This is a genomic window from Streptomyces sp. NPDC033136 (assembly GCF_055578235.1).
Map to the genome: position 1 here is coordinate 30,657 of NZ_JBVIPD010000004.1, position 22,940 is coordinate 53,596.

The following is a 22,940-nucleotide window of genomic DNA, read 5'->3' on the forward strand; positions in this document are numbered from 1 at the left end:
ATCCAAATGGGAAGCAATGTCCGTTTTCACTGAGACAGCTACAGGGAAACTTTCCGAAGAAACCTGCCCTTCCTGCCCCCTGATGCAAGAAAGCGCAGGTCAGATGCCGTTTTGACTGGGGGCAGATTCGGCGGATTGCCTGCCCCCAAGCTGCCCCCACCTGCCCCCTCGTTGCTGCCCCCACCTGCCCCCAAGCTGCCCCCTGTGGATAACTGGCCGCCTCAGCCCAAAGGAGCAGGTCAGTGGCTGTGGAAAGGCGCAGCAGCAGGGAGGCGGTGCGGGGCCGGGGGCAGTTACTGGGGGCAGGTAGGGGCAGGTTTCTGGAGAGGACAGCGGAAGGCGTGTGCATCACCGCGACCACCCTGCGGGCGCCATCTGCTTGGGGCCGATGGTGATCCCGGCGAAGCCTCTGGTGCCGTTCACCTTGGCGGGCCTGTAGGCCACTTCCAGGCGGGTGTAGAACCGGGAAGGGCGCAGAGGCTCACGCATGGCGGACTCCTTGCACCAGCGCTTGTACATCTCGTACAGCTCGGTGCGGGCGGCCCAGCCGCTTTCCTCGATGGTCAGGAGCCCGTCTTCGGCGTACTCGGCGACGAACGCCGTGACACCGTCGGCCGTGGACCGGAAACGTTCGCCGGCCTGGATGACTTCGGGCGGTGCGGCCAGGCCCTCGGCGAGGTACATCTGCAGGCCGCGGGCGGCCCAGGCGAAGATGCCCTCCATCTCGGCGTGCAGCTTCTCTTCGAGCCGCTCGTCGCGGTCGGGGTCTCCGGCGAGGAACTGGCGCAGGAAGGGGACGACGCGGATGCGGGTCCAGATGGCGTCGTCGTCGCCGGTGATCTTCGGGTACTGGTTGGAGCACACCCAGATCACGCACTCTGGCGTCCACGTGCGGTTGTTCTCGTAGAGGGCGCGGGTCGTCTGCTCGTCGCGGCCGGTAAGCCGCTTCACCAAGGCCTCGTCCATCTCCTCGCCGGGTCTGGACTCGGACGTCGTGACGAAGCGCTTCCCTGCCATGCCGTCGACGTCGTTGTTGACGGCGCCTTCCCGTCGCGGCCTGAGAGCTCCGTCGGAGGCGACCTGCCCGTACTCGCCGAACATGCGGGACATGACGCCGGTGAAGATGCTCTTGCCGGTGTCCGACGGCCCGTAGAGGTACACCAGCGTCTTCTCGTTGGACAGCCCGGAGAGGGTGTAGCCGGCGGCCTTCTGCAGGTAGAGCCGCGTGGCCTCGTCGGGGATGTTCATCGAGAGGAAGCGGTCCCAGTTCGGCGCTGCGGCATGCGGGTTGTAGGGGACGCCGAACATCTTGGACAACATCAGCTCGGGGTCGTGGGGGAGCAGGCGCACCTTGTCGGTATCCAGAATCCCGTTGGGGAGATTCAGCCAGCGCCGGTTAGCGTCGAAGTCCTCGACCTGCGCGTGCAGCTCGGGGAACGACGAGGCCGCGGCGATGGCCCTGCTCATGACGCGGTGGTCGCGCAGCTTCGCGACGTAGGCGAGGAAGATCTTCCGGTCGCTGGGCAGCGGCTTGCCCTTGTCGTCGACCGGACTCTCGTCGCTGTAGGCCAGGGCCTCGCTCTTGGGCAGGTCCTCGACTGTGATCCGGACGAGGGTCCGGACGAGGGTGTCACCGCCCCGGAACGCCCAGCGGCGTCCGTCGTACACAGCCCACTCGCCGCCCTTCTTGGCAAGGGTCCAGCGGATGATCGGCCCGTACCGGTCAATCAGCCGCTGGGCGTTGCCGATGTCGTCCCGTGTTCGCATGGTCCGGGCGAGCCGCGGCGCTGGCGGGAAGGCCACAACGGCGTGATGCATGGAGGCCTGGTCGTCGGTGGCTCCCTCGCCTTCCCACATGTCGTCTTCCACTGCGGGCACTTTGGGGAACGACAGCGACGTCAGCATCTGCATCGTGGGGTCGACCGAGTCGCGGGTCATGCTGCGCTCTCCTGTACGTCGTCGAGGAGGTCGACCTGTTCGCCGTTGACGAGGTGTCGACGCCAGCCCGGCCGTCCCGGGATCGCCACGGGCGGCCACCCCTCGGCGGCCTGCACGGGGCGCGGCGGCTTCGGCTTGGCGAGCGCGTCCAGTTCGGCAAGCGTCCGTCGGTCGGCGATCGGGACGTGCAGCCGGGACGCTTCCCTGAACCACTGGACGACGTCGTCGCCGTACTTCCGCCACATCTCGGCGGCCTCGATCACAGACAGGTCCTCGTGGCCATGGCGGCGCCACAACTCGGCGGCCGTGAGGATCGCCGCCACCTTCCTCGGGTCGTCGCCCGCCAACTGCTGCCACTCGTGGGTGCCGTACGCCGGTACGGGCTGGCGCTGGTCGCCGACAAGCTCCGTTACCCGGGCAGACGCCCACAGCGCCACCGCATCAGGGGTGTCGCCACGAGGGGCGGCACGGTGTTCGTTCACGGTCTTTCCGTTCCGGGAGGGCGGCCGGTGGGCGGCCGGCCAGGGTCTGGGGGACGGCGTGGGGCGCGGGGTGGCGGACCGCGCGGTGGTTCAGGGCCCCGGGCCCCGCCCGGCCACGAGCCGGGCGGAAGCGACGGGGAGGAAACGGCTGATCACGCCGGGGTGTCGCCCGGCTCGATGGCCTCGACGGTGGCGGCCATGCCGTCCATGGCGTCGGCCAGCTCGCGCAGGCGTGCGGCCGTGATGCGGGCCTGGTCGGGGGTGAGGTTGTCGCCCATGAAGGAGACGGCGGGCGGGGTGTCGCCGATGTCGGCGATGCACGCGAACGCGAGGGGCTCGCCGTACCGGTCGAAGGAGCGGACCAGGAACTCGGGGCCGGAGTGGTCGTCGTGGGTGTCGACTTCCTCGCACCAGGTGTAGACGTCGCAGGGGCGCGGCGTCCGTCCGGCTTCCCGCTCGGCGGCCTCGCGGGCGATGGTCTCGTGCAGGGTCTCCGCGGTGTACTTGCGGCCGTACTCGACGAGGGCGCCGATGATCCGGTCGACGGCCACCTCGACGCGGGCGGCCTGCTCCGGGTCCTCGACGTGCTCGCGCGGCTCGTCGGCGAGGAACGGGACGGCTCGGCCGGTGCGCTCCGTGAGGCCCTCGGCAGAGGTAATGGGCTGCTGGCTGATGGCCGGGACGGTGCCTGCGCTGGTGCTGCTTCCCGGAAGCGTCGTACGCTGCATGTGAGACTCCGTTTCTGCGTCGGCCGGGTTGCCCCCCGGCCGTTCGCGTTGTCAGCTGGCGTGCTGGTAGGGGATCTCGACTGGCGGCGCTGCGGTTGCCCCCGCGGCGCTGTCGTCGTTGAGCGACCGACGCGGTCCGACAAGACCGAGTAGGGCGACTATCCGGCGGGCCTGTGCCTGCGTGAGGTCGCGTCCCTCGTACAGGTCTGCGAGCGTCCGAGGGCGGGCGTTGTCGCCCATCGCCGTCATCACACGACGCCCGTCGTGGTGTGGGCGTCGAGGTATGCCTCAACGTCGTCCCAGCGAGCGCGGAGGTGTCGGCCGACTCGTACGAGCCGTGGCCCGCCCCCGCGACTGGACCAGCGATAGACGGTGCTGAGCGGAACGCCCAGGTAATCGGCGATCTCCTGTGCTGTAGCCAGTGGTCGGCGAGCCTCAGTCGGCACGACGTTTTGAGACACCTGAACTCCTTTAGGTGATCTGACTTCACACAGAGAGGCAGTGAAGTCTCGCCCAGGTGCAATTATGGCTCACTATTGCCGAGTGACGCAAGGCCTCGTTAAGGTGAAGTCATGTCACTTGATGAGTCCGCCGACTCCACCGCCACGATCGCCAGGCGCGTCCGTGAACTCCGAGGCCGCCGAGGATGGACCGCCGCCCAACTCGGTGAGAGGCTCAAGAAACATGGCGTCCAGTGGGACCGCTTCACCGTGGCCAACCTCGAAAAGGGGAAGCGGCAGAACGTGACGGTACGCGAGTTGTACGCCCTGGCACTCGCCCTTGATGTAGCGCCGGTGAACCTGCTCGTCCCTCTAGAAGACGGGTCGTACCAGGTGACGCCGAACAGGGTGGAGCCGGCAGCAGACGTGAGGGCTTGGGTCCGCGGAGAGAAGCCCTTGCCGGGCACTGACGAGCGAACCTTCCTCGCCGAAGCCTCGGTGTACGACATGCGCCGCCGATTCGATGTGCTGTCAGAGACGCTGGAGCTTGGCCCGCACCCGGCTGACGAACCGCTCGAAGACAAGATCTCCCGCGAAGCACGTCGTATGAAGATTCAGAACCGATGGATGCAGAACCAGCAGGCAGAAGAGGGCGAGCAGCAAGAAGACTGAACGCAGAAGGCCCCGCATTCGCGGGGCCCGTCATGCGCTCGTCAGCCCTCGGACTCCGGCCAGTCCATCGGCACAAGCCGCTCCGGGCGGAACTTGTTGCCCCAGCTTCGGTCATGCGGCAGCACCTTGTACCCCGGCACCAGCGACAGCACGACCTCGCGCTTGTCCGCCGGAGTCAAGCCGTCCCACCCGGCCGCCACATCCCCGGCCAGCAGGCGGCGGAGGACCATCGGGGCCCGCGAGGTGAGCAGCGCGCGCGACTCCTTCACGCGCTTCTCGATGATGCCGCGGGCTTCCTTGAACTCGGCGAACGTGATCTCACGACGTCCGTACGCGCCGGCCAGCTCCTTCAACTGCGCCTCGTCCGCGGCCAGCTCGGCGCGGGCCTCGTTCGTCGTGTCGGTGTCGGCGACGGTTCGCAGCTGCTCCAGGATGCGCGGCTTGCTGAGGAGGTCGAGCACCTGGCGCTCGACCTCGTCCTCGACGAACGATGCCTTCACCGCGATCTTTCCGCAGCCGCCGCCCTTTCGGTCGCACCAGTAGCGCGGGCCGCCGTTGCCGTGGCTGCCGGACAGCCTGTGTCCGCACAGAGAGCACTCCAGCACGCTGCTCAGCCACCGCTGTAGCGTCAGGTCCGTGTCGCCCGCCCGCATGGCCAGGCGCTCACAGATCCGCTCCCAGCGTTCCCGGGGGATGATGGCTTTCCACGCTGCCGGGCCGACTACTTCGCCCTTATGGGAGCGCAGGCCCGCGACCGCCGCCTTCGAGACGACGGAGCCGACGCTGCGCCCGGACCACGGCACGCCCGTCGCCGAGGGCACCTTGCGTCGCTGGAGGTCGGCCGCGATCGAGTTGAGGGACTCCCCTATCTCCGGGTCGATGGCGGCCTTCTGCTCGTCGGTCCAGCCGTCCCACTCGCCGAGGATGCGGTCGCCGATCTCCCGCAGGATCTTGGCCTCGTCCTTGATGACCTCGTACTGCTCGGTGAAGCCGTAGCCGCGGAACCCACCCCCACCGGGCTTGCCTTCGGCCGCGAGCTCCTCATGCTTCCGAGTGACACGGCGCGCAGTGTCACGACTGGACTTGTTGGCCACGGCGACCATCACGCGGGCCATGGTGACGTCCGCGTCGTTCGCCAGCCGGAGCGATCCGGTCACGGACTCAACGGGGATGCGGGGCCGGCGGGACTCCACCACGTCGATCAGGTCCTCAAGGTCTCGGGGGTCGCGGGCGACGCGGTCGAGGTCGTCCGCGATGAGCCCGTCGAACTCCCCGGAGGCGAGTCCCGCGAGGGCGGCACGGAATCCGGGGCGCACAGTGCGCAGGGCGGTCGCCCCGTCGGGCAGCTTGATCTTGCGGCGCTTGAAGGCGGACGTGTCGTCCTCGGGGATCACCTTGGCGATCTTCCAGCCGAGGCGGTCGGCGAGTCGTCGGCCGTCCTCTTCCTGGCGGCCGATGCCCTTGGAGAACTCGGCGCGGGCGCCGTTCTCCTGCTCGTCGTCCTCGTCTTCTGGCTTGCGGTAGCTGATCCGCAGGAGGAGCACTGCACGCTGTGGAGTCATGTTCGTAGATTACCATTGACATCTCGGATCGCCGATGCCGTTCACCTCGCGCAGCTCGTCCACGGAACGGAAACCGCCGTGCTGCGTGCGGTAGTCGATGATGTGCCGCGCCAGCACGGGACCGACGCCCGGCAAGGTGTCGAGCTGGTCGAGGGTGGCGGAGTTGAGGGAGACCGGAGCCCCCGGCATCGCGCCGCCCGCCGCCGCGCCGGCGGAGCCACCGGCGACCGCACCGCCCGCCCCGGGACCCGCGGCGGCACCGGGTCCACCGACGATCACCTGCTCGCCGTCCACGAGGAACCGGGCCTGATTGAGACCGTCGGTGTTCGTGCCCGGCTTCACCCCGCCCGCCGCGCGCAGCGCGTCCGCCACCCGCGAGCCGGCCGGCAGCCGGTGGATCCCGGGTTCACGGACCTTGCCGCCGACGTCCACGACGATCTCGGCAGCCCCCGCTGTCGCCGTGCCGGAGGAAGCGCCGGAGGATTCGCCGGAGGAAGCCCCCGCAGGCGCCCCGGCAGGGCCCGTCCCTCGCTCCTCAGCGGCCTGCCCGTCCTGCTCCTGCTCCCCGTACGGCACCGCCGCCCGCACCACCTCGGGCGGCCGCACGGACTGGGTCCGGCCGGTCCAGAAGTGCTGCACGGCGAAGGCCACGGCGACGACGAGCACCACCGTCAGAGCCAGCACACTCCGCCGCTCCAGACCACATCTGGCCTGCAACCACACAGGCATGCGCTCCCGCAGCGCAAGCCCGGCCCGATCCCGCCAGGCGCTCTCCCCGGCGCGACCGTCCCCGCCCTCCACCCCGGACAGAACGCCCCCGGGCTCCGGGACCGCCGCGCGGCTACCGAGCCCTCGCCGCGTCTCCTCGGCGCCGGAGGGCCCCGGTGGCCCCTGCCCCGACTCGCGCCGCTCCCCGGCCGGTTCGGCCGGCCCGGTGTCCTCGCCGAACAACGCCCCGGCGCGCCGCCGGAGTTCCTCCGCCGAGGCATGACGCTGCCGTGCCCGCCCTCGCGCGCCTGGCGGGCGGGGGCGATGACGGACACGCCCGTCGGACGCCGGCTCCCGGCCCGGCCCACTGGTCGCGGTCGCTGTGCGTGAACGTGATCGAAGTGCCATGCGCCGAGGATCGGCCACATCGGCCCACTCGCGATGATCTTGGTCGATTCCCGGGGACGGCCTCCGGGTTGTGGACAACTCCGCCACTCACACGGGTGATCGGAGCCCCGCAGCACTGTTCACCGAGGCGAAACCACGACTCCCAGGAGCCCGGGTCCCGTGTGCGCCCCGATCACCGCCCCGACCTCGCTGACATGCAGATCGGCGAGCCCTGGCACCCGGTCCCGCAACCGGTCGGCGAGCGCCGACGCGCGGTCCGGTGCGGCGAGATGGTGGACGGCGACGTCGACCTGGGCACCGCCCGCCCGGTCGGCCGCGATCTCCTCGAGACGGGCGATCGCCTTGGACGCGGTGCGCACCTTCTCCAGCGGTTCGATACGGCCGTCGGTCAGCTGCAACAGCGGCTTGACCGCGAGCGCCGAGCCCAGCAGGGCCTGGGCGGCCCCGATCCGCCCGCCGCGGCGCAGGTAGTCGAGGGTGTCGACGTAGAAGTAGGCGGAGGTGCCCGCGGCCCGCTTCTCCGCGGCCGTGACGGCCTCGTCCACCGTGCCGCCCGACTCCGCGGTCCCGGCCGCGGCGAGCGCGCAGAAGCCGAGCGCCATCGCGATCATGCCGGTGTCCACCACCCGCACCGGCACCGGTGCCTGCCGCGCCGCGGCGACGGCCGCGTCGTAGGTGCCGGAGAGCACGGCGGACAGGTGGAGGGAGACGATCCCGGTGGCGCCGGACTCGGCGACCTTGCGGTACGTCTCCTCGAAGACCGCGGGACTGGGCCGCGAGGTCGTCACGGGGCGCCGCTTCTGCAAAGCCTCGGCGAGGGCGCGAGTCGAGATCTCGGTGCCCTCCTCCAGCGCCCGGTCGCCGAGAACCACGGTCAGGGGGACCGCGGTGATGCCGTGACGCTCCATCGTCCGGGCCGGCAGGTAGGCCGTTGAATCGGTGACGATCGCGACATGGCGGGACATGAGCTGGAGGTTACCTGCCGTAGCGCCCGTGCGGCAGCCCGGCCCCGGTGCCCGGCTCCGCGTGTGGCCGGATCAAGTGGTGCTCTCGGGGCGGGGCTTCTTCTGCCAGGGGTAGGTGGGGCGCGCCGCGGGCGGGGTGATGGCGGGCCGGGAAGGCTCCTGCTCCGGGCTCGCCTGCGGGGTCTCCGGCCAGGTCTGCCCGGCCGTGGCGGCGTCGGCGGCGGGGGCCTCGGGCCACGGCGGCGCGGCGGGCGGGGGCGTCGCAGAGGAGGCGGTCGGGGACTCCGGGGTCGTCGTCCAGTGCCGCAGCGCCCCGGACTCCAGGTCGATCTGCGCGCTGAGCGAGTCCAGGTCGTCGTCCGCGAAGCGGCGGGCGCGGTCACGGGCCGCCCAGCGCAGCGAGTCCGCCGCGTGCGTGATGCGCTCGGTGCGCTCGCGCAGCTCGGGCAGCCGCTCGGCGAGCGCGGTGCGGTCCGGCTCGGACTCCAGGCGCTTCAGCTCGTCGTCCAGCTCGTGCCCGTGCGCGCTGAGGCGTTCGAAGAGGACGAGGGACTCCTTCAGGGGCTCGTCCTCGGCGACGGCCGCGTTCAGCGCGTCCTGCGTGGCGCGCATCGAGGTGCGCAGCTTCAGCCGGAGCTGGGCGAGTTCACCCGCGGCGCCGGGCTGGGCGAAGGACTTGGCCCGCAGTGTGTGGTCCTCGACCGTGCGGCGGGCCTGGGTGATGCCGCGGTCCACGCCGCGCCTGGCGGCGCCGACCGCCTTCACCGTGGCGTACACCCCGAGCCCGAGCATGAGCACGAAGAGCAGGGCGAAGACTGCGATCACTTCTTCCACAAGGGCTCCTCCTCAGGACGTCACGGCACCGCACGTCGCTCTTCAACGGTAAACGCAACGGGCAGGTACGGAGTTCCGGACGAACCCCGAACCTGCCCGTAGGGGACCACCCCGAGAGCGGTCCGCGGTGCCTGGCGGCTACGCCGGAACGATGTTCACCAGCTTCGGCGCGCGCACGATCACCTTGCGGATCCCGGCCCCGCCCAGCGCGGCGACCACCTTCTCGTCCGCCAGCGCGACCTTCTCCAGCTCGTCCTCGGAGATCGACGGCGAGACCTCCAGCCGCGCCTTGACCTTGCCCTTGATCTGCACCACGCAGGTCACGGTCTCGTCGACCACGTACGCCGGGTCGGCCACCGGGAAGTCCTGGTGCACCACCGAGCCCTCGTGCCCCAGCCGGCGCCACAGCTCCTCGGCGATGTGCGGGGCCAGCGGCGCGACCATCAGCACCAGCGGCTCGGCCACGGCGCGCGGCACGGCTCCGCCCGCCCGTCGCCCGCCACCGCCCTCAGCGGAAGGGCCTGCGGCCCCGCCCCCGCCATACGTCTTGGTCAGGTGGTTGTTCAGCTCGGTGACCTTGGCGATGGCGGTGTTGAACCGCATGCCCTCCAGGTCCCCGCGCACCCCGTCGATCGCCTTGTGCAGGGCACGCAGCGTCTCCTCGTCGATGCCGGCGTCCTCGACGTCGACGACGGTGACCTCGCCGGTCGCCTCGTCGACGATGTTGCGCCACAGCCGCTGCAGCAGCCGGAACTGGCCGACCACCGCGCGCGTGTCCCACGGCCGGGAGACGTCCAGCGGGCCCATGGCCATCTCGTACAGACGCAGCGTGTCGGCGCCGTACTCGGCGCAGATCTCGTCCGGAGTGACCGCGTTCTTCAGGGACTTGCCCATCTTGCCCAGCAGCCGGGAGACCTTCTCGCCCTGGTGGTAGTACGCGCCGTCGCGCTCCTCCACCTCGGCGGCCGGTACCGCGATGCCGCGGCTGTCGCGGTACACGTAGGCCTGGATCATGCCCTGGTTGAACAGCTTGTGGAACGGCTCGGCCGAGGAGACATGGCCCAGGTCGTACAGCACCTTGGACCAGAAGCGCGCGTACAGCAGGTGCAGCACGGCGTGCTCGGCGCCGCCGACGTACAGGTCGACACCGCCGTGCGGCCGGTCCTCGCGCGGCCCCATCCAGTACTGCTCGATCTCGGGGTCGACCAGCTTCTCGGAGTTGTGCGGGTCCAGGTAGCGCAGCTCGTACCAGCAGGAACCGGCCCAGTTGGGCATGGTGTTGGTCTCGCGGCGGTACTTCTTCGGGCCGTCGCCCAGGTCCAGGGTGACATTGACCCAGTCCTCGTTCCGGGACAGCGGGGTCTCGGGCTCGGTGTGGGCGTCGTCCGGGTCGAAGGTGCGCGGCGAGTAGTCCTCGACCTCGGGCAGCTCCAGGGGCAGCATCGACTCGGGCAGCGCGTGGGCGATGCCGTCCTCGTCGTAGACGATCGGGAAGGGCTCGCCCCAGTAGCGCTGACGGCTGAACAGCCAGTCGCGCAGCCGGAAGTTGACGGTGCCCTCACCGGTGCCGGACCGCTCCAGCCACTCGGTGATGCGGGCCTTGGCCTCGACCACGTCCAGACCATCCAGGCTGACCTCGTCGTTGGACGAGTTGATGATCTTCGCGTCGTACGACGCGAAGGCGTTCTCCCAGGTCGAGGTGTCGGTGCCGCGCCCGTCGGTGGGCTCGACGATGCAGTGGATGGGCAGCTCGAAGGCGCGCGCGAACTCGAAGTCGCGCTGGTCGCCTGCCGGGACGGCCATGATCGCGCCGGTGCCGTAGCCCATCAGGACGTAGTCGGCGATGAAGACCGGGACCTGCTCGCCGTTGACCGGGTTGGTCGCGTACGCGCCGATGAAGACGCCGGTCTTGTCCTTGGCCTCGGCCTGGCGCTCGACGTCGGACTTCGAGGCGGCCTGCGCGCGGTAGGCGGCGACGGCCTCACCAGGGGTGGCGTGACCGCCGGTCCACACCTCGTGGGTGCCCTCCGGCCAGGCGGCCGGGGTGAACTTCTCGACCAGCGGGTGCTCGGGCGCCAGCACCATGTAGGTGGCGCCGAACAGGGTGTCCGGGCGGGTGGTGAAGACGGTGATGCGCTCGCCGTCGATGGGGAAGTCGACGCGGGCGCCCTCGGAGCGGCCGATCCAGTTGCGCTGCTGCAGCTTGATGGCCTCGGGCCAGTCCAGCTCCTCCAGGTCATCCAGCAGCCGGTCGGCGTAGGCCGTGATGCGCATGTTCCACTGGCGCAGCTTGGCCTTGAAGACCGGGAAGTTGCCGCGCTCGGAGCGGCCCTCGGCGGTGACCTCCTCGTTGGCCAGCACGGTGCCCAGCCCGGGGCACCAGTTGACCGGCGCGTCGGAGGCGTAGGCCAGCCGGAACCCGCCCAGGACGTCGGCCTTCTCGGCGGCACTCAGCTCGCTCCACGCGCGCGTGTGTCCCGGCACGGGCCGCTCACCGGACTCGAACGCGGCGACCAGCTCGGCGATGGGGCGGGCCCGCCGGGCGTCGTGGTCGTACCAGGAGTTGAAGATCTGCAGGAAGATCCACTGGGTCCACTTGTAGTAGTCCGGGTCGATCGTGGCGAACGACCGGCGCTTGTCGTGGCCCAGGCCCAGCCGGCGCAGCTGGGACTTCATGTTCTCCATGTTGGCCTCGGTGGACACGCGCGGGTGCGTGCCGGTCTGCACCGCGTACTGCTCGGCGGGCAGGCCGAAGGCGTCGAAGCCCAGGGTGTGCAGGACGTTGTGGCCGGTCATCCGCTGGAAGCGGGCGAAGACGTCCGTGGCGATGTAGCCCAGGGGGTGTCCGACGTGCAGGCCCGCGCCGGAGGGGTACGGGAACATGTCCATGATGAACTTCTTGGGCCGGTCGGCGATCTCCCGCTCGCCCGCCAGGTCGCCCGTGGGGTTGGGCGCGGCGTAGGTGCCGTCGGCGTCCCAGAAGTCCTGCCAGCGTGCCTCGATCTCGGCGGCCATGGCGGCCGTGTAGCGGTGCGGCGCGGCCTCCGCCGACGTGGCTACGGCGGCAGCGGGGTTCGTCTCGCTCATGATCCTCAAAGCTCCATCGATCGTCTCTGCCTGCGGCTGTGTGGTCCGAGAAACGAAAAATCCCCTCGCACAGGAGGGGACGCCGCGCCGATTCCGGCCACTCGACTCGTCCGGTGGCCGGGGGTGATCAGCGCGGCCCGCTAAGCAGAAGGCGTACGGCACGCATGGCGTTAGGGTACCGCAGGCCCTCAGCACGCGCGACGCGCTTCCGGAGGGCCGCTTCGGCGCCCACAACCTGAACCAGAGCCAAAGGTTACTTCGCGTAACAGTCACTAAGGGACATCACAACGGCCACATTGTCCTTTGATAGCAATGCAACACCTCAAACCTCGTACTCATCGGTATGGCTCCGCCTAGAGTGCGGCAGCGGGACCGCTTTCCCGAACCGCTCGGAGTTGCCCCCATGAACGCTCATCGCAGTAACACCTCGCTACATCCGGTCACCGGGATGTGCGGAGGCCGGCCGTGACGAACTACGACTCCACGGTGGACGACACGCTGGCCGAGTTCCTCAATTTCGGTGCGGGCGTGCTGTCCCTCGTGTGCCTCACCTGCTCGGTGATCTGGGGCCTGGTCGCCCAGGACCGGGTCATCCTCGACGCGCGCAGGCGCATCCTGGCGCAGGCCGTGCACCGGAGCACGGCGGTCGCCTCGATCGTCTTCCTGCTGGTGCACATCGGGGTCAAGCTGGCTCTGTCCCACACCTCGTGGATCGCCGTGGTGATCCCCTTCGGGCTGCTCCTCACCGAGGAGGAAGCCGTCATGGGCAGGTCGTTCCTCATCGGCCTCGGCACCCTGGCGAGCATGCTCATGATCTTCGTGGGCGTCACCGGCATGATGCGCAACCGCTTCGCCTCCCCCGCGCCCGTCGCGGCCCGCTGGCGGGCCATGCACATGCTGGCCTACCCGGCCTGGTGCGCCGCCCTCGTCCACGGGCTCTACGCGGGTCGCACGGCCAAGCCGACCTTCGTCATCCTGTACTGCCTGTCCCTGGCCGGGGTGGCCGCAGCCCTCGCCCTGCGCGCGGCTCCGCGCCCGGTCAAGCGCATGGTCGCCGACAGGATCGTCTCGCTCATCGGGCCCGGCGAGGGCCCGGGCCGCAGGGACCTGGAGGAGAGCCGGGCCCGGGCCGCGGCCGGCTTCGCGCTGCCCGGCTACGAAGGCCGGGACGCCCGCGCCGGGGCCGCGGAGTCCGCGTCCGGCCGGCGGTTCGAGAAGGCGGAGCGCCCCGCGCCCCAGGAGTCCACGAGAGGCTTCGCCGCGGCCTACCGGGCCGTCTCGGGCCCGCCCCCGGGCCAGGCTTTCGCGCCGGGACCGGCCACTGGCATGGAGCTACCCCTGGACGCGCAGCCCACCGAGGCCATCCCGACCCTGGACGGCCCCTCCAGCACGTCGGGCAACTGGCCGATCCCGTCCCCGCCCCCGGTCGGCGAGGCCCCGCCGTCGGCCTATGACCCACTGCAGGACACGGGCTTCAACATCCCGCCCTACGACTCCCTGCAGGACACCGGACAAAGCATCCCGGCCTATGGCAATCCAGGCTCCTCCGGGTACGGATCGAGTGACGTGTACGACACGGGTGAGACGAACGCCGCCTACGACACGTACTACCCGAACGACACGTACAACAGCGGTCCCGCCACTGAAACACTGCCCGGTGCGTCCTACAACTTCGACGCACCGGGTTCGGGCGAACCTTGGAACACGCCTTCCGGAGGCTTTAAGTGAACGAGGCCCTGCCCGACGTACCCGAAGTCCGCGTGGTCGGCCTTCCCCAGCTCACGTCGGGCTTCGACCTTGTCGATCGGCTCGATCTGCCCATGCATCTGAAGGTGCACGGGCCGCTCGAGCCGATGGGCGGCGAACAGCTCGCGCAACTCGCCGAACGCATCAACCTGAAGGGCCGCGGCGGCGCGGGTTTCCCCTTCCACAAGAAGCTGCGCTCGGTCGCCGAGGCGGCGATCAAGCGCGGCGTCCGGCCGGTCGTCGTCGTGAACGGCAGCGAGGACGAACCGGCCTGCCGCAAGGACACGGTGCTGATCAACCGTGCCCCGCACCTCATCCTGGACGGTGCGCTGCTGTGCGCCGAAGCCCTGGGTGCCCGCACGCTCGTGGTGGGGGTCACCCGTGAGTCGACCCAGCGCTCCATGGAGGCCGCGCTCGCCGAACGCGGCCTGAGCAACGGCCGCCGGTCGGCGCTCCGCGCGCGCGTGCAGCGCAACCCGGTCCGCATGGTCACCGGCGCCGCCGCCTCCCTGGTCCGCTCGATCGACGGCGGTCCGGCCATCCCGCCCGGCCGCAAGGTCAGCGCCTCGCAGAACGGCGTCGGCGGCGCGCCCACGCTGCTCTCCAACGCCGAGACGTTCGCCCAGCTGGCCATCGCGGCCCGCATCGGCCCGGAGCGCTACGGCAACACGGGCCTGTACGACGAGCCGGGCACCGTCATGCTCACGATCTCCGGGGCGGTCGCCCGTCCCATGGTGATCGAGGCCCCGACGGGCGTGCCGCTGCGCTACGTCCTGCAGCTCGCGGGCGCGCCGCCCGTCCCGCAGGGCGTGCTCACCGGTGGCTACCACGGCAAGTGGATCGACGCGGCGACGGTCAACGAGGCGGTCGTCTCCCGCAACTCCCTGGACGCGGTGGGCGGCGCGCTCGGCGCCGGCGCGATCCTGCCGATCACTCAGGAGACCTGCCCGCTGGGCGAGTCGCTACGGGTGGCGCAGTGGCTGGCCGAGGAGAGCGCGGGCCAGTGCGGCCCCTGCTACCTGGGCCTGCCGGCCGCCGCGCGCGGGCTGGAGGACATCCTCAACGGCGGCGGGCCGGCCGCCCTGGAGGCGCTCAAGCAGGTCGCCAAGAACGTGAAGCGGCGCGGCGCGTGCTCCCACCCCGACGGCTCCGCGATGTTCCTGGAGTCGACCATCAAGGCGTTCACGGACGACCTGGCCGCCCATGTCCTCGGCAACGGCTGCGGACGGCCCGTGGAGGGCGTTCTGCCGCTCTTCGAGGGTGGCAGGGCCCCGACGGGTATCCCGGGCGGCGGCGAGTCGGAGAACGGCCCCAGCCGCCAGAAGATCTTCGTGGACTGGACGCTGTGCCGGGGCCACGGCCTGTGCGCGGACATCCTCCCCGAGGTGTTCCAGCTCGGCGCCGACGGCTTCCCGACCGTGGCGCAGGCGACGGTACCGCGCTACGCCGAGGACAAAGCTCTACGCGCGGTGCGCCGCTGCCCGGCACTGGCCCTGCGCATCGAGGAGGACACGCGCGCCCAGGGCGGCGCGCCGTCCCGCAACCTCCCGGTCCTGTCCCAGGGCCGCGGCCGCCGCGCGCTCGGCCGCTGAGCACCCGTACGGCGGGCTTCCCTCAGGGGAGCCCGCCGTACGCGTACGCCGACAGCACACAGCCGGCAGCGCACACAAGAAGGCGGGCCATCCGATCGGATGGCCCGCCTTCTTCATCTTCTGTGGAGCTAAGGAGAATTGAACTCCTGACCTCCTGCATGCCATGCAGGCGCTCTACCAACTGAGCTATAGCCCCTTGCTGTGCCCCTCCGGGTTTCCCCGGCGGCGACGCCAACATTACTGGTCCACAGGGCCCAACACCAAATCGATTTCCCCTCGCACGAAGATGCCCGCTATGTCGGATTTACACCGACTCTGCGGACTCTACGCCGTGACGAACGAATAGAACCGCTTGAGCGTGCAGTGCTCCTCCAGAAGCCGGCCGTAGATCGGCTCGCCCTCCAGCTCGCGGTACGTCTCGATCGGGTCTCCCTTTATGATCAGCGCCCGCGCGCACTCCTCGCACCAGTACTGGTAGTCGGGGTTGATCGGCTCCATGTCCCGGACGATCGGAGTCCCGCTGCCGCACCAGTCGCACTTCCGCCTGTGTGCACCCATCGATCAGCTCCAGCTGTGGCCGCAGGCCGTGCACACGTAGGAGATCCCGCCGTTGTCGCCGAGCATCTGGGCCACGTGCGCGGAACCGCAGGAAGGGCAGCTGAGGCGGGTCGACATGTCCCGTGTCCGTGCTGCTCCGAGGAGGTGGTCGACCTCCTCGAGGATGCTCGCAGGCATCGCTACTCCTCCCGTCGGGCCGCGCCCCCTTCCGGCCGTTTGATTCTGCCACGGCCGGACCAATACGGTCAGCGACGCCTCAGTACCAGTCCGGACACGGCACCCGGCGGGGCCGTAGAGGTATACGCCTCAGGGGGCCCGAGTGACTCAAGCCGGAGCATGAAAAATCCCGCCCCCTCGCGGGAACGGGATCTTGACGTGGAGCTAAGGAGAATTGAACTCCTGACCTCCTGCATGCCATGCAGGCGCTCTACCAACTGAGCTATAGCCCCTCGCCACGCAGCGGAGCCGCATGGTTTTTCTGTTTCCCGGCGGGCCGGGCGAACGAGAAGAACTTTAGCCTGCGACCTGCCGGAAAGTGAAATCCGGGGTCAGTCGTCGTCGCCGAGCACCGGCTCCGGCAGCGTGCCGGCGTTGTGCTCCAGCAGCCGCCAGCCGCGGGCGCCTTCGCCGAGGACGGACCAGCAGCAGTTGGAGAGTCCGCCGAGGCTCTCCCAGTGGTGGGGGTCGAGGCCCAGGAGGCGGCCGATGGTGGTGCGGATCGTGCCGCCGTGGCTGACCACGACCAGGGTGCCGTCCTCGGGGAGCTTCTCGGCGTGCCGGAGCACCACGGGGGCGGCGCGGTCGGCGACCTCGGTCTCCAGTTCGCCACCGCCCCGGCGCACCGGCTCGCCGCGCTTCCACGCGGCGTACTCCTCACCGTGGCGGCTGATGATCTCCTCGTGCGTCAGCCCCTGCCAGACGCCCGCGTAGGTCTCGCGGAGCGCCTCGTCGTGGGTCACGTCGAGGCCGGTGAGCACCGCGAGCTCGGCGGCCGTCAGCGAGGCGCGCCGGAGGTCCGAGGCGACGATCGCGTCCGGCCTCAGAGAGGCGAGCAGACGGGCGGCGCGGCGGGCCTGGGCGGCGCCGGTCCCGGTCAGCTCGACGTCCGTGGTGCCCTGGAAGCGGCGCTCCACGTTCCACGAGGTCTGGCCGTGCCGCCACAGGATGACGCGGCGGCCGCGGCCCGGCCTGCCGGCCTCGCTGACGGCGCTCACCGCCAGTCTCCGTCCAGCTCGGCCGCCTCCTCCGCCGCCTGCAGCTTGGCGTGCTCCTCGGCCTTGCCGCGGGTGGCGCGGGCGTCCTCGGGCAGCGCGAGTTCGGGGCAGTCCTTCCACAGCCGCTCGAGGGCGTAGAAGACGCGCTCCTCGCTGTGCTGGACGTGGACGACGATGTCGACGTAGTCGAGCAGGACCCAGCGGGCCTCGCGGTCGCCCTCGCGGCGCACCGGCTTGGCGCCGAGTTCCTTCGAGAGGCGCTCCTCGATCTCGTCGACGATCGCCTTGACCTGGCGGTCGTTGGGCGCGGAGGCCAGCAGGAAGGCGTCCGTGATGGACAGCACGTCACTGACGTCGTAGGCGACGATGTCGTGGGCCAGCTTGTCGGCGGCCGCCTGGGCGGCGGTGTTGATGAGCTCCTGGGAGCGGTCGGTCACGGTCACTGCATGGCTTTCGGTCGGCGGGCACTGGACCCCAAGGGTCTCACGGACCGCCGCGCGCTCCCCACGCGATCGCGGGGACCCGTGGGGAGCGCGCTCCGTCCGGCTAGCCGGACGAGGGCTCGTAGTCCTGGCCGAGGACCACGGCGACGTCGGCGCTCGCGGAGATCTTCCCCTTGGTGACCGAGCTCACCGGCAGGCCCAGGGTCTTGGCGACCTCGGTGGCGTTCGCCTTGTCCGCGGCGTCGGCGTAGACGACCTCGGAGGCCGCCCGGGCGGTGCCGGTGCCGCCGCCCAGGAAGGTGAAGCCACCATTGAGGAGCACCACGCGGGCCTTCTCGGTGTTGTCCTCGACGCCGGTGGCGTTCTGGACGGAGACGCTGACGGCGGCGTCCTTGTCGGGGCTCTTGGCGGCGCCGCCGAGGACGTTCCTGACCACTCCCGCGCTCGCCTGGGCGCTGAGCGTGCCGTCGGTCTGGACGGGCAGCAGGGCCGTCCGGTAGTCGCCGCCCTTGGCGAGGTCGGAGAGCCCGGCGAGGAAGGTGCCGAGGTCCTTGTCGGTGAGGGACGGGTCCAGGACCTGCGCCAGCGTCTGGATCGTGAGGGTCGCGGCGTCCGGGTCGGAGGACAGCTTGCGCAGGACGCCCTGCATGACCTGGCCGAAGCGCTCCAGCTGGGCGTTCTGGGCCTCGCCCGGGGCGCGGTAGGTGGCGTAGGCGACGGCCGTCTTGCCGCTGAGGGTCTGGTCCTTGCCCTTGTTGACCAGAGGGGCCTCGCCCTTCTTCTTGGCGCCGGGGTCGGGGACGTCTGCATTGGTGTCGACGTCGATGTTCCCGACGAAGTCGACGAGGTTCTGCAGGTACGGGGTGTCCAGGCGCCAGGTGCCCTCGATGGCGGTGCCGAGGACCGTGTCGAGCGCGTGGCGGGTGCCGTCGGAGCCGTCGTCGTCCACCGACTTGGCGAGGGTCGTCGTGGTGCCGTCGTCGCTCGTCAGGGCGAGCGAGTTGGGCACCAGGACGGTGGTGCCCTGCTTGGTGGTGGTGTTGTCGACGAGGAGGGCCGTGGAGGTGCCGCCGTTCTTGGTGTCGTGCAGATGGACGACGATGACGTCGCGCTTCTGGGCGCCCGCGGCCGTGGCGGTGCCGGTCCGGGAGTCGTCGGAGGACAGGCCGGGCAGCTTGCCCGCGTAAGCGAGGTAGCCGACGCCGCCGGCCGCGGCGAGCGCGAGGACGACGACCAGGGCGACGATCCGGCTGCGGGCGCGGCGCCGGGCCTCCTCGCGGCGCTCGGTGCGGTTCTCGGTGAACTTCAGCCAGTCGATGACGTCTTCGGAGTTGTCGTCCGGTTCCTCGACGAAGGCGAACTGCTCGGTGCGGTAGTCACGTTGCGGCTCGGCGGCTTCCTCGTGGCCGGCCGGGCCGGCCTGCTGCGGGATGTGCGGGGTCTGCTGGGCCGTCTGCTCGGCGACCCGGGACTGCCTGCCGGTGCCGTCCGCGGCCGCCTCCCGGCCGTAGGGGTCGTGGGGGCCACCCTGGTGCGGGACGGAGGGGTAGGGGTGGGGGTCGTAGCCGTAGGGTGCGGCGGGCTGCTGCTGACCCGTGCCGTAGTCGTACGCGGGCGGGGGCTGGTGCGCTCCCGTGGCGTACGGGTCGTAGCCGTAGCCCTGCTGTTGCTGTTGCTGTTGCTGTTGCTGTTGCTGTTGCTGCTGGGCGTACGGGTCGTACGTCTGCTGCCTGGTCTGCTGGGCCTGGACCTGCCGGTAGACAGGTTGGCCGTACTCGTCGTAGCCGACGAGTTCGTACTGGTCGGCGCCGTGGTCCGCGGCCCCCGCGTCGTATCGGTCGTTCACCGGTGCCCCTCTCGGCTCACTCGCCGCGGTACAGCTCGCGCTTGTCGATATAGCGCACGACGCCGTCCGGCACCAGGTACCAGATGGGGTCGCCCTTGGCGACTCTCGCACGGCAGTCCGTGGAGGAGATGGCGAGAGCGGGAACCTCCACGAGCGAGACGCCCCCTTCCGGGAGTCCTGAGTCGTCCAGGTGGTGGCCCGGCCGGGTGGCCCCGATGAAGTGCGCGAGGGAGAACAGTTCCTCGCTGTCGCGCCAGGTGAGGATCTGGGCGAGGGCGTCGGCGCCGGTGATGAAGAAGAGGTCCGTGTCCGGGTTGAGCGCGCGCAGGTCGCGCAGGGTGTCCACGGTGTAGGTGGGGCCGCCGCGGTCGATGTCGATGCGGCTCACGGAGAACTGCGGGTTCTCGGCGGTCGCGATGACCGTCATCAGGTAGCGGTCCTCGGCCGGGGAGACACTGCGGTGGCTCTTCTGCCACGGCTGGCCGGTCGGGACGAAGACCACCTCGTCGAGGTGGAACGCCGCGGCGACCTCGCTGGCCGCCACCAGGTGCCCGTGGTGGATCGGGTCGAAGGTACCGCCCATGACGCCGAGGCGGCGCCTGCCCGGCTGCGACGGGCTCTTGCCGGGGCCGTCGATCTGCCGGCCCACCGCGGCGGCACGGCGGGGCCCCGAGTGTCGCTCGGTGCCGCTCGCCGTGTCCGGTGCCGTCTCGTGCGGCGTCTCGCGCGCCGGACCGGTCGGCATGTCCTGCTCTCCCATGCGTGCAGACCCTACCGGCCCTGCCTGAGGGCTCCGGCCGCCCCCGTGGTTCCCGGGGTGCCCCGCGCGGGCACCCGGCCGGGCTCAGCGGTCGCGGTTGAAGCGGGTGGTGATCCACAGCAGGAGCAGCAGGATGAAGAGTGCGGCTCCACCGGTGAGGTAGGGGTTGAGGCTCTCGTGGTTTCCGCCGTGCTCCTCGCCCTCGGCGGCGAGGGTGACCAACTGGGCAGCGGTGCTGTGGAAGCTCATCTTCGGCAGGACCTATCGCGTGTGGGCGGGACAAAGACGTCGGCTCATCGTAAGCGGGCGCCCCGGCCGCGATCACCCCGACTCCGCCTGTTCGTACGGCGGGCGGTGGCGCGCACTGCCGGCGGGCCCGCTCCCGGGGCCCGCCGAGGAACCTTCCCGGTGCCTCAGTCGTCCTTCCGTCTGTAGCCACGCAGCAGAACCACGCGGTCAGCGCACACCCCACGACCATCACGAGGAGCACGACCCGGAGGATCCCCGGCCCCCCTTGCCGGTCCGCGGCGCTCGCGGCCTCGGTGAGCCAGGCTCCCGCGGGGTGGTGCTCCATGGCGGTGGTCTCCTTCGCTGTACTGCCCGACCACCGTAACTCCGCCTAGGCTGGGCTCTGCCTCGGGGAAGCAAAGGGCCACACAAAGAGCCGCAAAGGTCACACAGACGCATGGGGGACGACATGTCCGACGGCCACGAGCACAACGGGCACGAGCACGTGCCGAGCAGGCAGCGCAGGCGCTTCCCCGGAATCTCCTCGCGTACGTACGAGCATCCGGCCGACCGTTCCGCCCTGGTGGCGCTGCGCAAGCTGAGCGGTTTCGACACGGTGTTCAAGGCGCTCAGCGGCCTGCTGCCCGAGCGCAGCCTGAGGCTGCTGTTCCTGTCCGACTCGGTGCGGGTCTCGGACCAGCAGTTCGCCCATCTGAACGTGATGCTGAGGGACGCCTGCTACATCCTGGACCTGGAGAAGGTCCCGCCGATGTACGTGAACCAGGACCCGCAGCCCAACGCGATGTGCATCGGCCTGGACGAGCCGATCATCGTCGTCACCACCGGGCTCGTCGAGCTGCTCGACGAGGAGGAGATGCGGGCGGTCGTCGGTCACGAGGTCGGGCACGCGCTGTCCGGGCACTCCGTCTACCGGACCATCCTGCTGTTCCTGACCAGCCTCGCCGTCCGGGTCGCCTGGATCCCGCTGGGCAACCTCGCGATCATGGCGATCGTGACCGGGCTGCGGGAGTGGTTCCGCAAGTCGGAGCTGTCCGCGGACCGGGCGGGGCTGCTGGTCGGGCAGGACCTGCAGGCGTCGATGCGCGGCCTGATGAAGATCGCGGGCGGCAACCACCTGCACGAGATGAACGTGGACGCGTTCCTCGCCCAGGCCGAGGAGTACGAGGCCGGCGGCGACCTGCGCGACTCCGTGCTGAAGATCCTCAACGTGCTGCCCCGCTCCCACCCCTTCACCACCGTGCGGGCGGCCGAGCTGAAGAAGTGGGCCGAGTCGCGGGACTACCAGCGGATCATGGACGGCCACTACCCGCGGCGCGACGAGGACAAGGACACCTCGGTCCGGGACTCCTGGCGGGACTCCGCGAACCACTACACCACCCAGGTGAAGGGCTCCAAGGACCCGCTGATGAAGCTGGTCACGGACCTGGCCGGGGGCGCCGGCGACCTGGGCGACCGGGTGCGCCGCGGCTTCGGCGGCTTCACGAACCCGGCTCAGAGGCCGCCCCGGGACACGGACACGGAGACGCCGGGCCCGTCGGACTCACCGGGGGACGACCGGCCGCCGCGCGACGACAGGTGACACAGCCGCCGGTCCACAAGGCCGGTCCACAGGGCCCCGTGGCGCCCGCCTCACACCTTCGGCTGCGCGCTCGTCGCCAGGGAGCCGCACAGGGCCGTGGCGCTGCCCGTGGCGTAGGGGTCCGTGCCGGCGGGGCCGCCCTCCTTGGCCGTCTGGCCGGCGAGGAGCGGGCGGAGGTGGTTCGTGGCGTCCTCGGCGCAGGAGTGCGGGCCGGCCTGCACGTAGGAGACGACGAGCTGGGCCTGGTGCAGGCGCAGGTCGTCGCGGTCGAAGCGGAACTGCAGCTCGCGCCGGAGGGTGAACAGGGACACCTCCTCCTTGTCACCGGCACCGGCCGGCCGCAGCGCGTACACGAAGGTGTGGTCCGCGGTGACCTCCAGCGTGGACGCGTCGGCCTCGGCGGCCTGGAGCGTGCCCTGGACCCGGACCTCGGGGTCGGCGAGCTCGGCGCGGGAGGGGTCGAAGCGGACCAGCCAGCCGGTGGGCGCGTGGCGGCCGTCGGCGGTGGGACGATCGAAGCTCTGGTCGAACTGATCCAGCTGGGCGGGGTCGAGCAGGACGCGGACGGACCGGACCTCACCGCCCGTGAGCACCTTCGGGTCGAGGGCGGAGCGGACGATGTAGTCCTTGGCGGTGGTCAGGGCGGCCACGACCTGGCTGTCGGAGAAGTGCGCGGTACGCCGCGAGGCGGGCAGCGGCACGCCTTCCGCGCCGGACTTGAACTGTGCGGCGGGGCTGTGCTCGTACAGGGACGCCGTGTCGGCCGTGCCGGGCACCTTGCCCTCGGGGGCGAGCGGGATGACGGTCATCCGCAGGGGCTCGACGGCCCCCTGGGCGGCGGGGGCCTGGTAGGGGTGGCGTACGCCCATGTAGATCGCGGTGCCGAAGGCGACGGCGATCAGCAGGACCAGGACCAGTGCCTGCCGGGACGGGCCCCTGCGCAGCGGCGGGCGGCGGCGCACCGCGGGGGCGTGGTCGGCGATGCGCTCATCGGCGGAGAACTCCTGGAGGCGGGCAGCACGGACGAACGACTCGTCGAAGACGACGGATCGGTACTCGTCCTCACCACCTCCGGGAGCGCCCTCGGGTGTCCCCTCAGGTGGGTCTCCAGGCCCGCCCATATCTTCAG

General features: G+C 70.7%; 21 protein-coding genes and 2 tRNA genes. 4 read left to right on the forward strand and 19 right to left on the reverse strand.

Annotation, left to right across the window (positions count from 1 at the left end):
- Nucleotides 1–348: 348 nt before the first annotated feature.
- The 4 genes from ACZ5TL_RS08445 to ACZ5TL_RS08460 form a co-directional block, all read right to left on the reverse strand.
- Nucleotides 349–1,938 carry a DNA primase family protein gene (locus ACZ5TL_RS08445; RefSeq protein WP_468588623.1) on the reverse strand — a complete coding sequence of 530 codons (1,590 nt, stop codon included), beginning with the start codon at nucleotides 1,936–1,938 and terminating at the stop codon, nucleotides 349–351.
- On the reverse strand, nucleotides 1,935–2,420 hold the full coding sequence (locus tag ACZ5TL_RS08450; RefSeq protein WP_468588624.1) for a DUF2742 domain-containing protein: 486 nt from the start codon (nucleotides 2,418–2,420) through the stop codon (nucleotides 1,935–1,937). The genes ACZ5TL_RS08445 and ACZ5TL_RS08450 overlap by 4 nt, the downstream gene beginning before the upstream one ends.
- Nucleotides 2,421–2,572: 152 nt before the next feature.
- Nucleotides 2,573–3,148 (reverse strand): hypothetical protein, encoded by a 576-nt coding sequence (locus tag ACZ5TL_RS08455; protein ID WP_468588625.1) that lies wholly within the window; start codon nucleotides 3,146–3,148, stop codon nucleotides 2,573–2,575.
- 248 nt (nucleotides 3,149–3,396) lie between these two features.
- Nucleotides 3,397–3,609, reverse strand: coding sequence for a helix-turn-helix transcriptional regulator (locus tag ACZ5TL_RS08460; protein ID WP_468588626.1), 213 nt, complete (start codon nucleotides 3,607–3,609; stop codon nucleotides 3,397–3,399).
- Between the two features lie 111 nt (nucleotides 3,610–3,720).
- On the opposite strand from ACZ5TL_RS08460, the gene ACZ5TL_RS08465 reads away from it, so the two are divergent.
- Nucleotides 3,721–4,260, forward strand: a complete 540-nt coding sequence (locus tag ACZ5TL_RS08465; protein WP_468588627.1) for a helix-turn-helix domain-containing protein — start codon at nucleotides 3,721–3,723, stop codon at nucleotides 4,258–4,260.
- Between the two features lie 41 nt (nucleotides 4,261–4,301).
- On the opposite strand, the gene ACZ5TL_RS08470 is transcribed toward ACZ5TL_RS08465, so the two are convergent.
- The 5 genes from ACZ5TL_RS08470 to leuS form a co-directional block, all read right to left on the reverse strand.
- Nucleotides 4,302–5,822 (reverse strand): recombinase family protein, encoded by a 1,521-nt coding sequence (locus tag ACZ5TL_RS08470; RefSeq protein ID WP_468588628.1) that lies wholly within the window; start codon nucleotides 5,820–5,822, stop codon nucleotides 4,302–4,304.
- Between the two features lie 9 nt (nucleotides 5,823–5,831).
- On the reverse strand, nucleotides 5,832–6,938 hold the full coding sequence (locus tag ACZ5TL_RS08475; protein ID WP_468588629.1) for a ComEA family DNA-binding protein: 1,107 nt from the start codon (nucleotides 6,936–6,938) through the stop codon (nucleotides 5,832–5,834).
- 119 nt (nucleotides 6,939–7,057) lie between these two features.
- Nucleotides 7,058–7,903, reverse strand: a complete 846-nt coding sequence (locus ACZ5TL_RS08480; protein ID WP_468588630.1) for a DegV family protein — start codon at nucleotides 7,901–7,903, stop codon at nucleotides 7,058–7,060.
- A 72-nt stretch (nucleotides 7,904–7,975) separates the two neighbouring features.
- Nucleotides 7,976–8,737, reverse strand: a complete 762-nt coding sequence (locus ACZ5TL_RS08485) for a hypothetical protein (protein WP_468588631.1) — start codon at nucleotides 8,735–8,737, stop codon at nucleotides 7,976–7,978.
- Between the two features lie 138 nt (nucleotides 8,738–8,875).
- The gene (leuS, locus tag ACZ5TL_RS08490) at nucleotides 8,876–11,824 is read right to left on the reverse strand and encodes a leucine--tRNA ligase (protein ID WP_468588632.1); all 2,949 of its coding nucleotides are present in this window, start codon (nucleotides 11,822–11,824) and stop codon (nucleotides 8,876–8,878) included.
- Between the two features lie 465 nt (nucleotides 11,825–12,289).
- Between leuS and ACZ5TL_RS08495 the strand changes: the two genes are divergently transcribed.
- On the forward strand, nucleotides 12,290–13,552 hold the full coding sequence (locus ACZ5TL_RS08495; protein WP_468588633.1) for a ferric reductase-like transmembrane domain-containing protein: 1,263 nt from the start codon (nucleotides 12,290–12,292) through the stop codon (nucleotides 13,550–13,552).
- On the forward strand, nucleotides 13,549–15,162 hold the full coding sequence (locus tag ACZ5TL_RS08500; RefSeq protein WP_468588634.1) for an NADH-ubiquinone oxidoreductase-F iron-sulfur binding region domain-containing protein: 1,614 nt from the start codon (nucleotides 13,549–13,551) through the stop codon (nucleotides 15,160–15,162). Before ACZ5TL_RS08495 ends, ACZ5TL_RS08500 begins: the two co-directional genes overlap by 4 nt.
- 123 nt (nucleotides 15,163–15,285) lie before the next feature.
- On the opposite strand, the gene ACZ5TL_RS08505 is transcribed toward ACZ5TL_RS08500, so the two are convergent.
- From ACZ5TL_RS08505 to ACZ5TL_RS08545, 9 genes are all read right to left on the reverse strand, one after another.
- Nucleotides 15,286–15,358: transfer RNA gene (locus tag ACZ5TL_RS08505), tRNA-Ala, on the reverse strand.
- Between the two features lie 128 nt (nucleotides 15,359–15,486).
- A complete protein-coding gene (locus ACZ5TL_RS08510) occupies nucleotides 15,487–15,720 on the reverse strand; it encodes a hypothetical protein (RefSeq protein ID WP_006136074.1) in 234 nt (77 codons plus the stop codon).
- Nucleotides 15,721–15,723: 3 nt separating this feature from the next.
- Complete coding sequence (locus tag ACZ5TL_RS08515; RefSeq protein ID WP_468588635.1) at nucleotides 15,724–15,897, reverse strand: hypothetical protein; 174 nt, start codon at nucleotides 15,895–15,897, stop codon at nucleotides 15,724–15,726.
- 199 nt (nucleotides 15,898–16,096) lie between these two features.
- Nucleotides 16,097–16,169: transfer RNA gene (locus ACZ5TL_RS08520), tRNA-Ala, on the reverse strand.
- A 99-nt stretch (nucleotides 16,170–16,268) separates the two neighbouring features.
- Nucleotides 16,269–16,940, reverse strand: coding sequence for a histidine phosphatase family protein (locus ACZ5TL_RS08525; protein WP_468588991.1), 672 nt, complete (start codon nucleotides 16,938–16,940; stop codon nucleotides 16,269–16,271).
- Nucleotides 16,931–17,377 carry a ribosome silencing factor gene (gene rsfS, locus ACZ5TL_RS08530; protein WP_468588636.1) on the reverse strand — a complete coding sequence of 149 codons (447 nt, stop codon included), beginning with the start codon at nucleotides 17,375–17,377 and terminating at the stop codon, nucleotides 16,931–16,933. The genes ACZ5TL_RS08525 and rsfS overlap by 10 nt, the downstream gene beginning before the upstream one ends.
- A 103-nt stretch (nucleotides 17,378–17,480) precedes the next feature.
- Complete coding sequence (locus ACZ5TL_RS08535; RefSeq protein WP_468588637.1) at nucleotides 17,481–19,223, reverse strand: LCP family protein; 1,743 nt, start codon at nucleotides 19,221–19,223, stop codon at nucleotides 17,481–17,483.
- A 16-nt stretch (nucleotides 19,224–19,239) separates the two neighbouring features.
- Nucleotides 19,240–19,983, reverse strand: coding sequence for a nicotinate-nucleotide adenylyltransferase (nadD, locus tag ACZ5TL_RS08540; RefSeq protein WP_468588638.1), 744 nt, complete (start codon nucleotides 19,981–19,983; stop codon nucleotides 19,240–19,242).
- Nucleotides 19,984–20,067: 84 nt separating this feature from the next.
- Entirely contained in the window at nucleotides 20,068–20,232 is a 165-nt protein-coding gene (locus ACZ5TL_RS08545; RefSeq protein WP_248500526.1) for a hypothetical protein, read from the reverse strand.
- Between the two features lie 448 nt (nucleotides 20,233–20,680).
- On the opposite strand from ACZ5TL_RS08545, the gene ACZ5TL_RS08550 reads away from it, so the two are divergent.
- Nucleotides 20,681–21,811 carry a M48 family metallopeptidase gene (locus ACZ5TL_RS08550; protein ID WP_468588992.1) on the forward strand — a complete coding sequence of 377 codons (1,131 nt, stop codon included), beginning with the start codon at nucleotides 20,681–20,683 and terminating at the stop codon, nucleotides 21,809–21,811.
- A 50-nt stretch (nucleotides 21,812–21,861) separates the two neighbouring features.
- On the opposite strand, the gene ACZ5TL_RS08555 is transcribed toward ACZ5TL_RS08550, so the two are convergent.
- Nucleotides 21,862–22,932, reverse strand: coding sequence for an SCO2583 family membrane protein (locus ACZ5TL_RS08555; protein ID WP_468588639.1), 1,071 nt, complete (start codon nucleotides 22,930–22,932; stop codon nucleotides 21,862–21,864).
- Nucleotides 22,933–22,940 lie beyond the last annotated feature (8 nt).

Coding starts and splice junctions, on each gene's coding strand:
- ACZ5TL_RS08555 (WP_468588639.1), bottom strand. CDS start 22,932: ATGGGCGGGCCTGGAGACCCACCTGAGGGGACACCCGAGGGCGCTCCC.
- ACZ5TL_RS08510 (WP_006136074.1), bottom strand. CDS start 15,720: ATGGGTGCACACAGGCGGAAGTGCGACTGGTGCGGCAGCGGGACTCCG.
- nadD (WP_468588638.1), bottom strand. CDS start 19,983: ATGGGAGAGCAGGACATGCCGACCGGTCCGGCGCGCGAGACGCCGCAC.
- ACZ5TL_RS08445 (WP_468588623.1), bottom strand. CDS start 1,938: ATGACCCGCGACTCGGTCGACCCCACGATGCAGATGCTGACGTCGCTG.
- ACZ5TL_RS08480 (WP_468588630.1), bottom strand. CDS start 7,903: ATGTCCCGCCATGTCGCGATCGTCACCGATTCAACGGCCTACCTGCCG.
- ACZ5TL_RS08550 (WP_468588992.1), top strand. CDS start 20,681: ATGTCCGACGGCCACGAGCACAACGGGCACGAGCACGTGCCGAGCAGG.
- ACZ5TL_RS08475 (WP_468588629.1), bottom strand. CDS start 6,938: ATGGCACTTCGATCACGTTCACGCACAGCGACCGCGACCAGTGGGCCG.
- ACZ5TL_RS08470 (WP_468588628.1), bottom strand. CDS start 5,822: ATGACTCCACAGCGTGCAGTGCTCCTCCTGCGGATCAGCTACCGCAAG.
- ACZ5TL_RS08515 (WP_468588635.1), bottom strand. CDS start 15,897: ATGCCTGCGAGCATCCTCGAGGAGGTCGACCACCTCCTCGGAGCAGCA.
- leuS (WP_468588632.1), bottom strand. CDS start 11,824: ATGAGCGAGACGAACCCCGCTGCCGCCGTAGCCACGTCGGCGGAGGCC.
- ACZ5TL_RS08545 (WP_248500526.1), bottom strand. CDS start 20,232: ATGAGCTTCCACAGCACCGCTGCCCAGTTGGTCACCCTCGCCGCCGAG.
- ACZ5TL_RS08455 (WP_468588625.1), bottom strand. CDS start 3,148: ATGCAGCGTACGACGCTTCCGGGAAGCAGCACCAGCGCAGGCACCGTC.
- ACZ5TL_RS08465 (WP_468588627.1), top strand. CDS start 3,721: ATGTCACTTGATGAGTCCGCCGACTCCACCGCCACGATCGCCAGGCGC.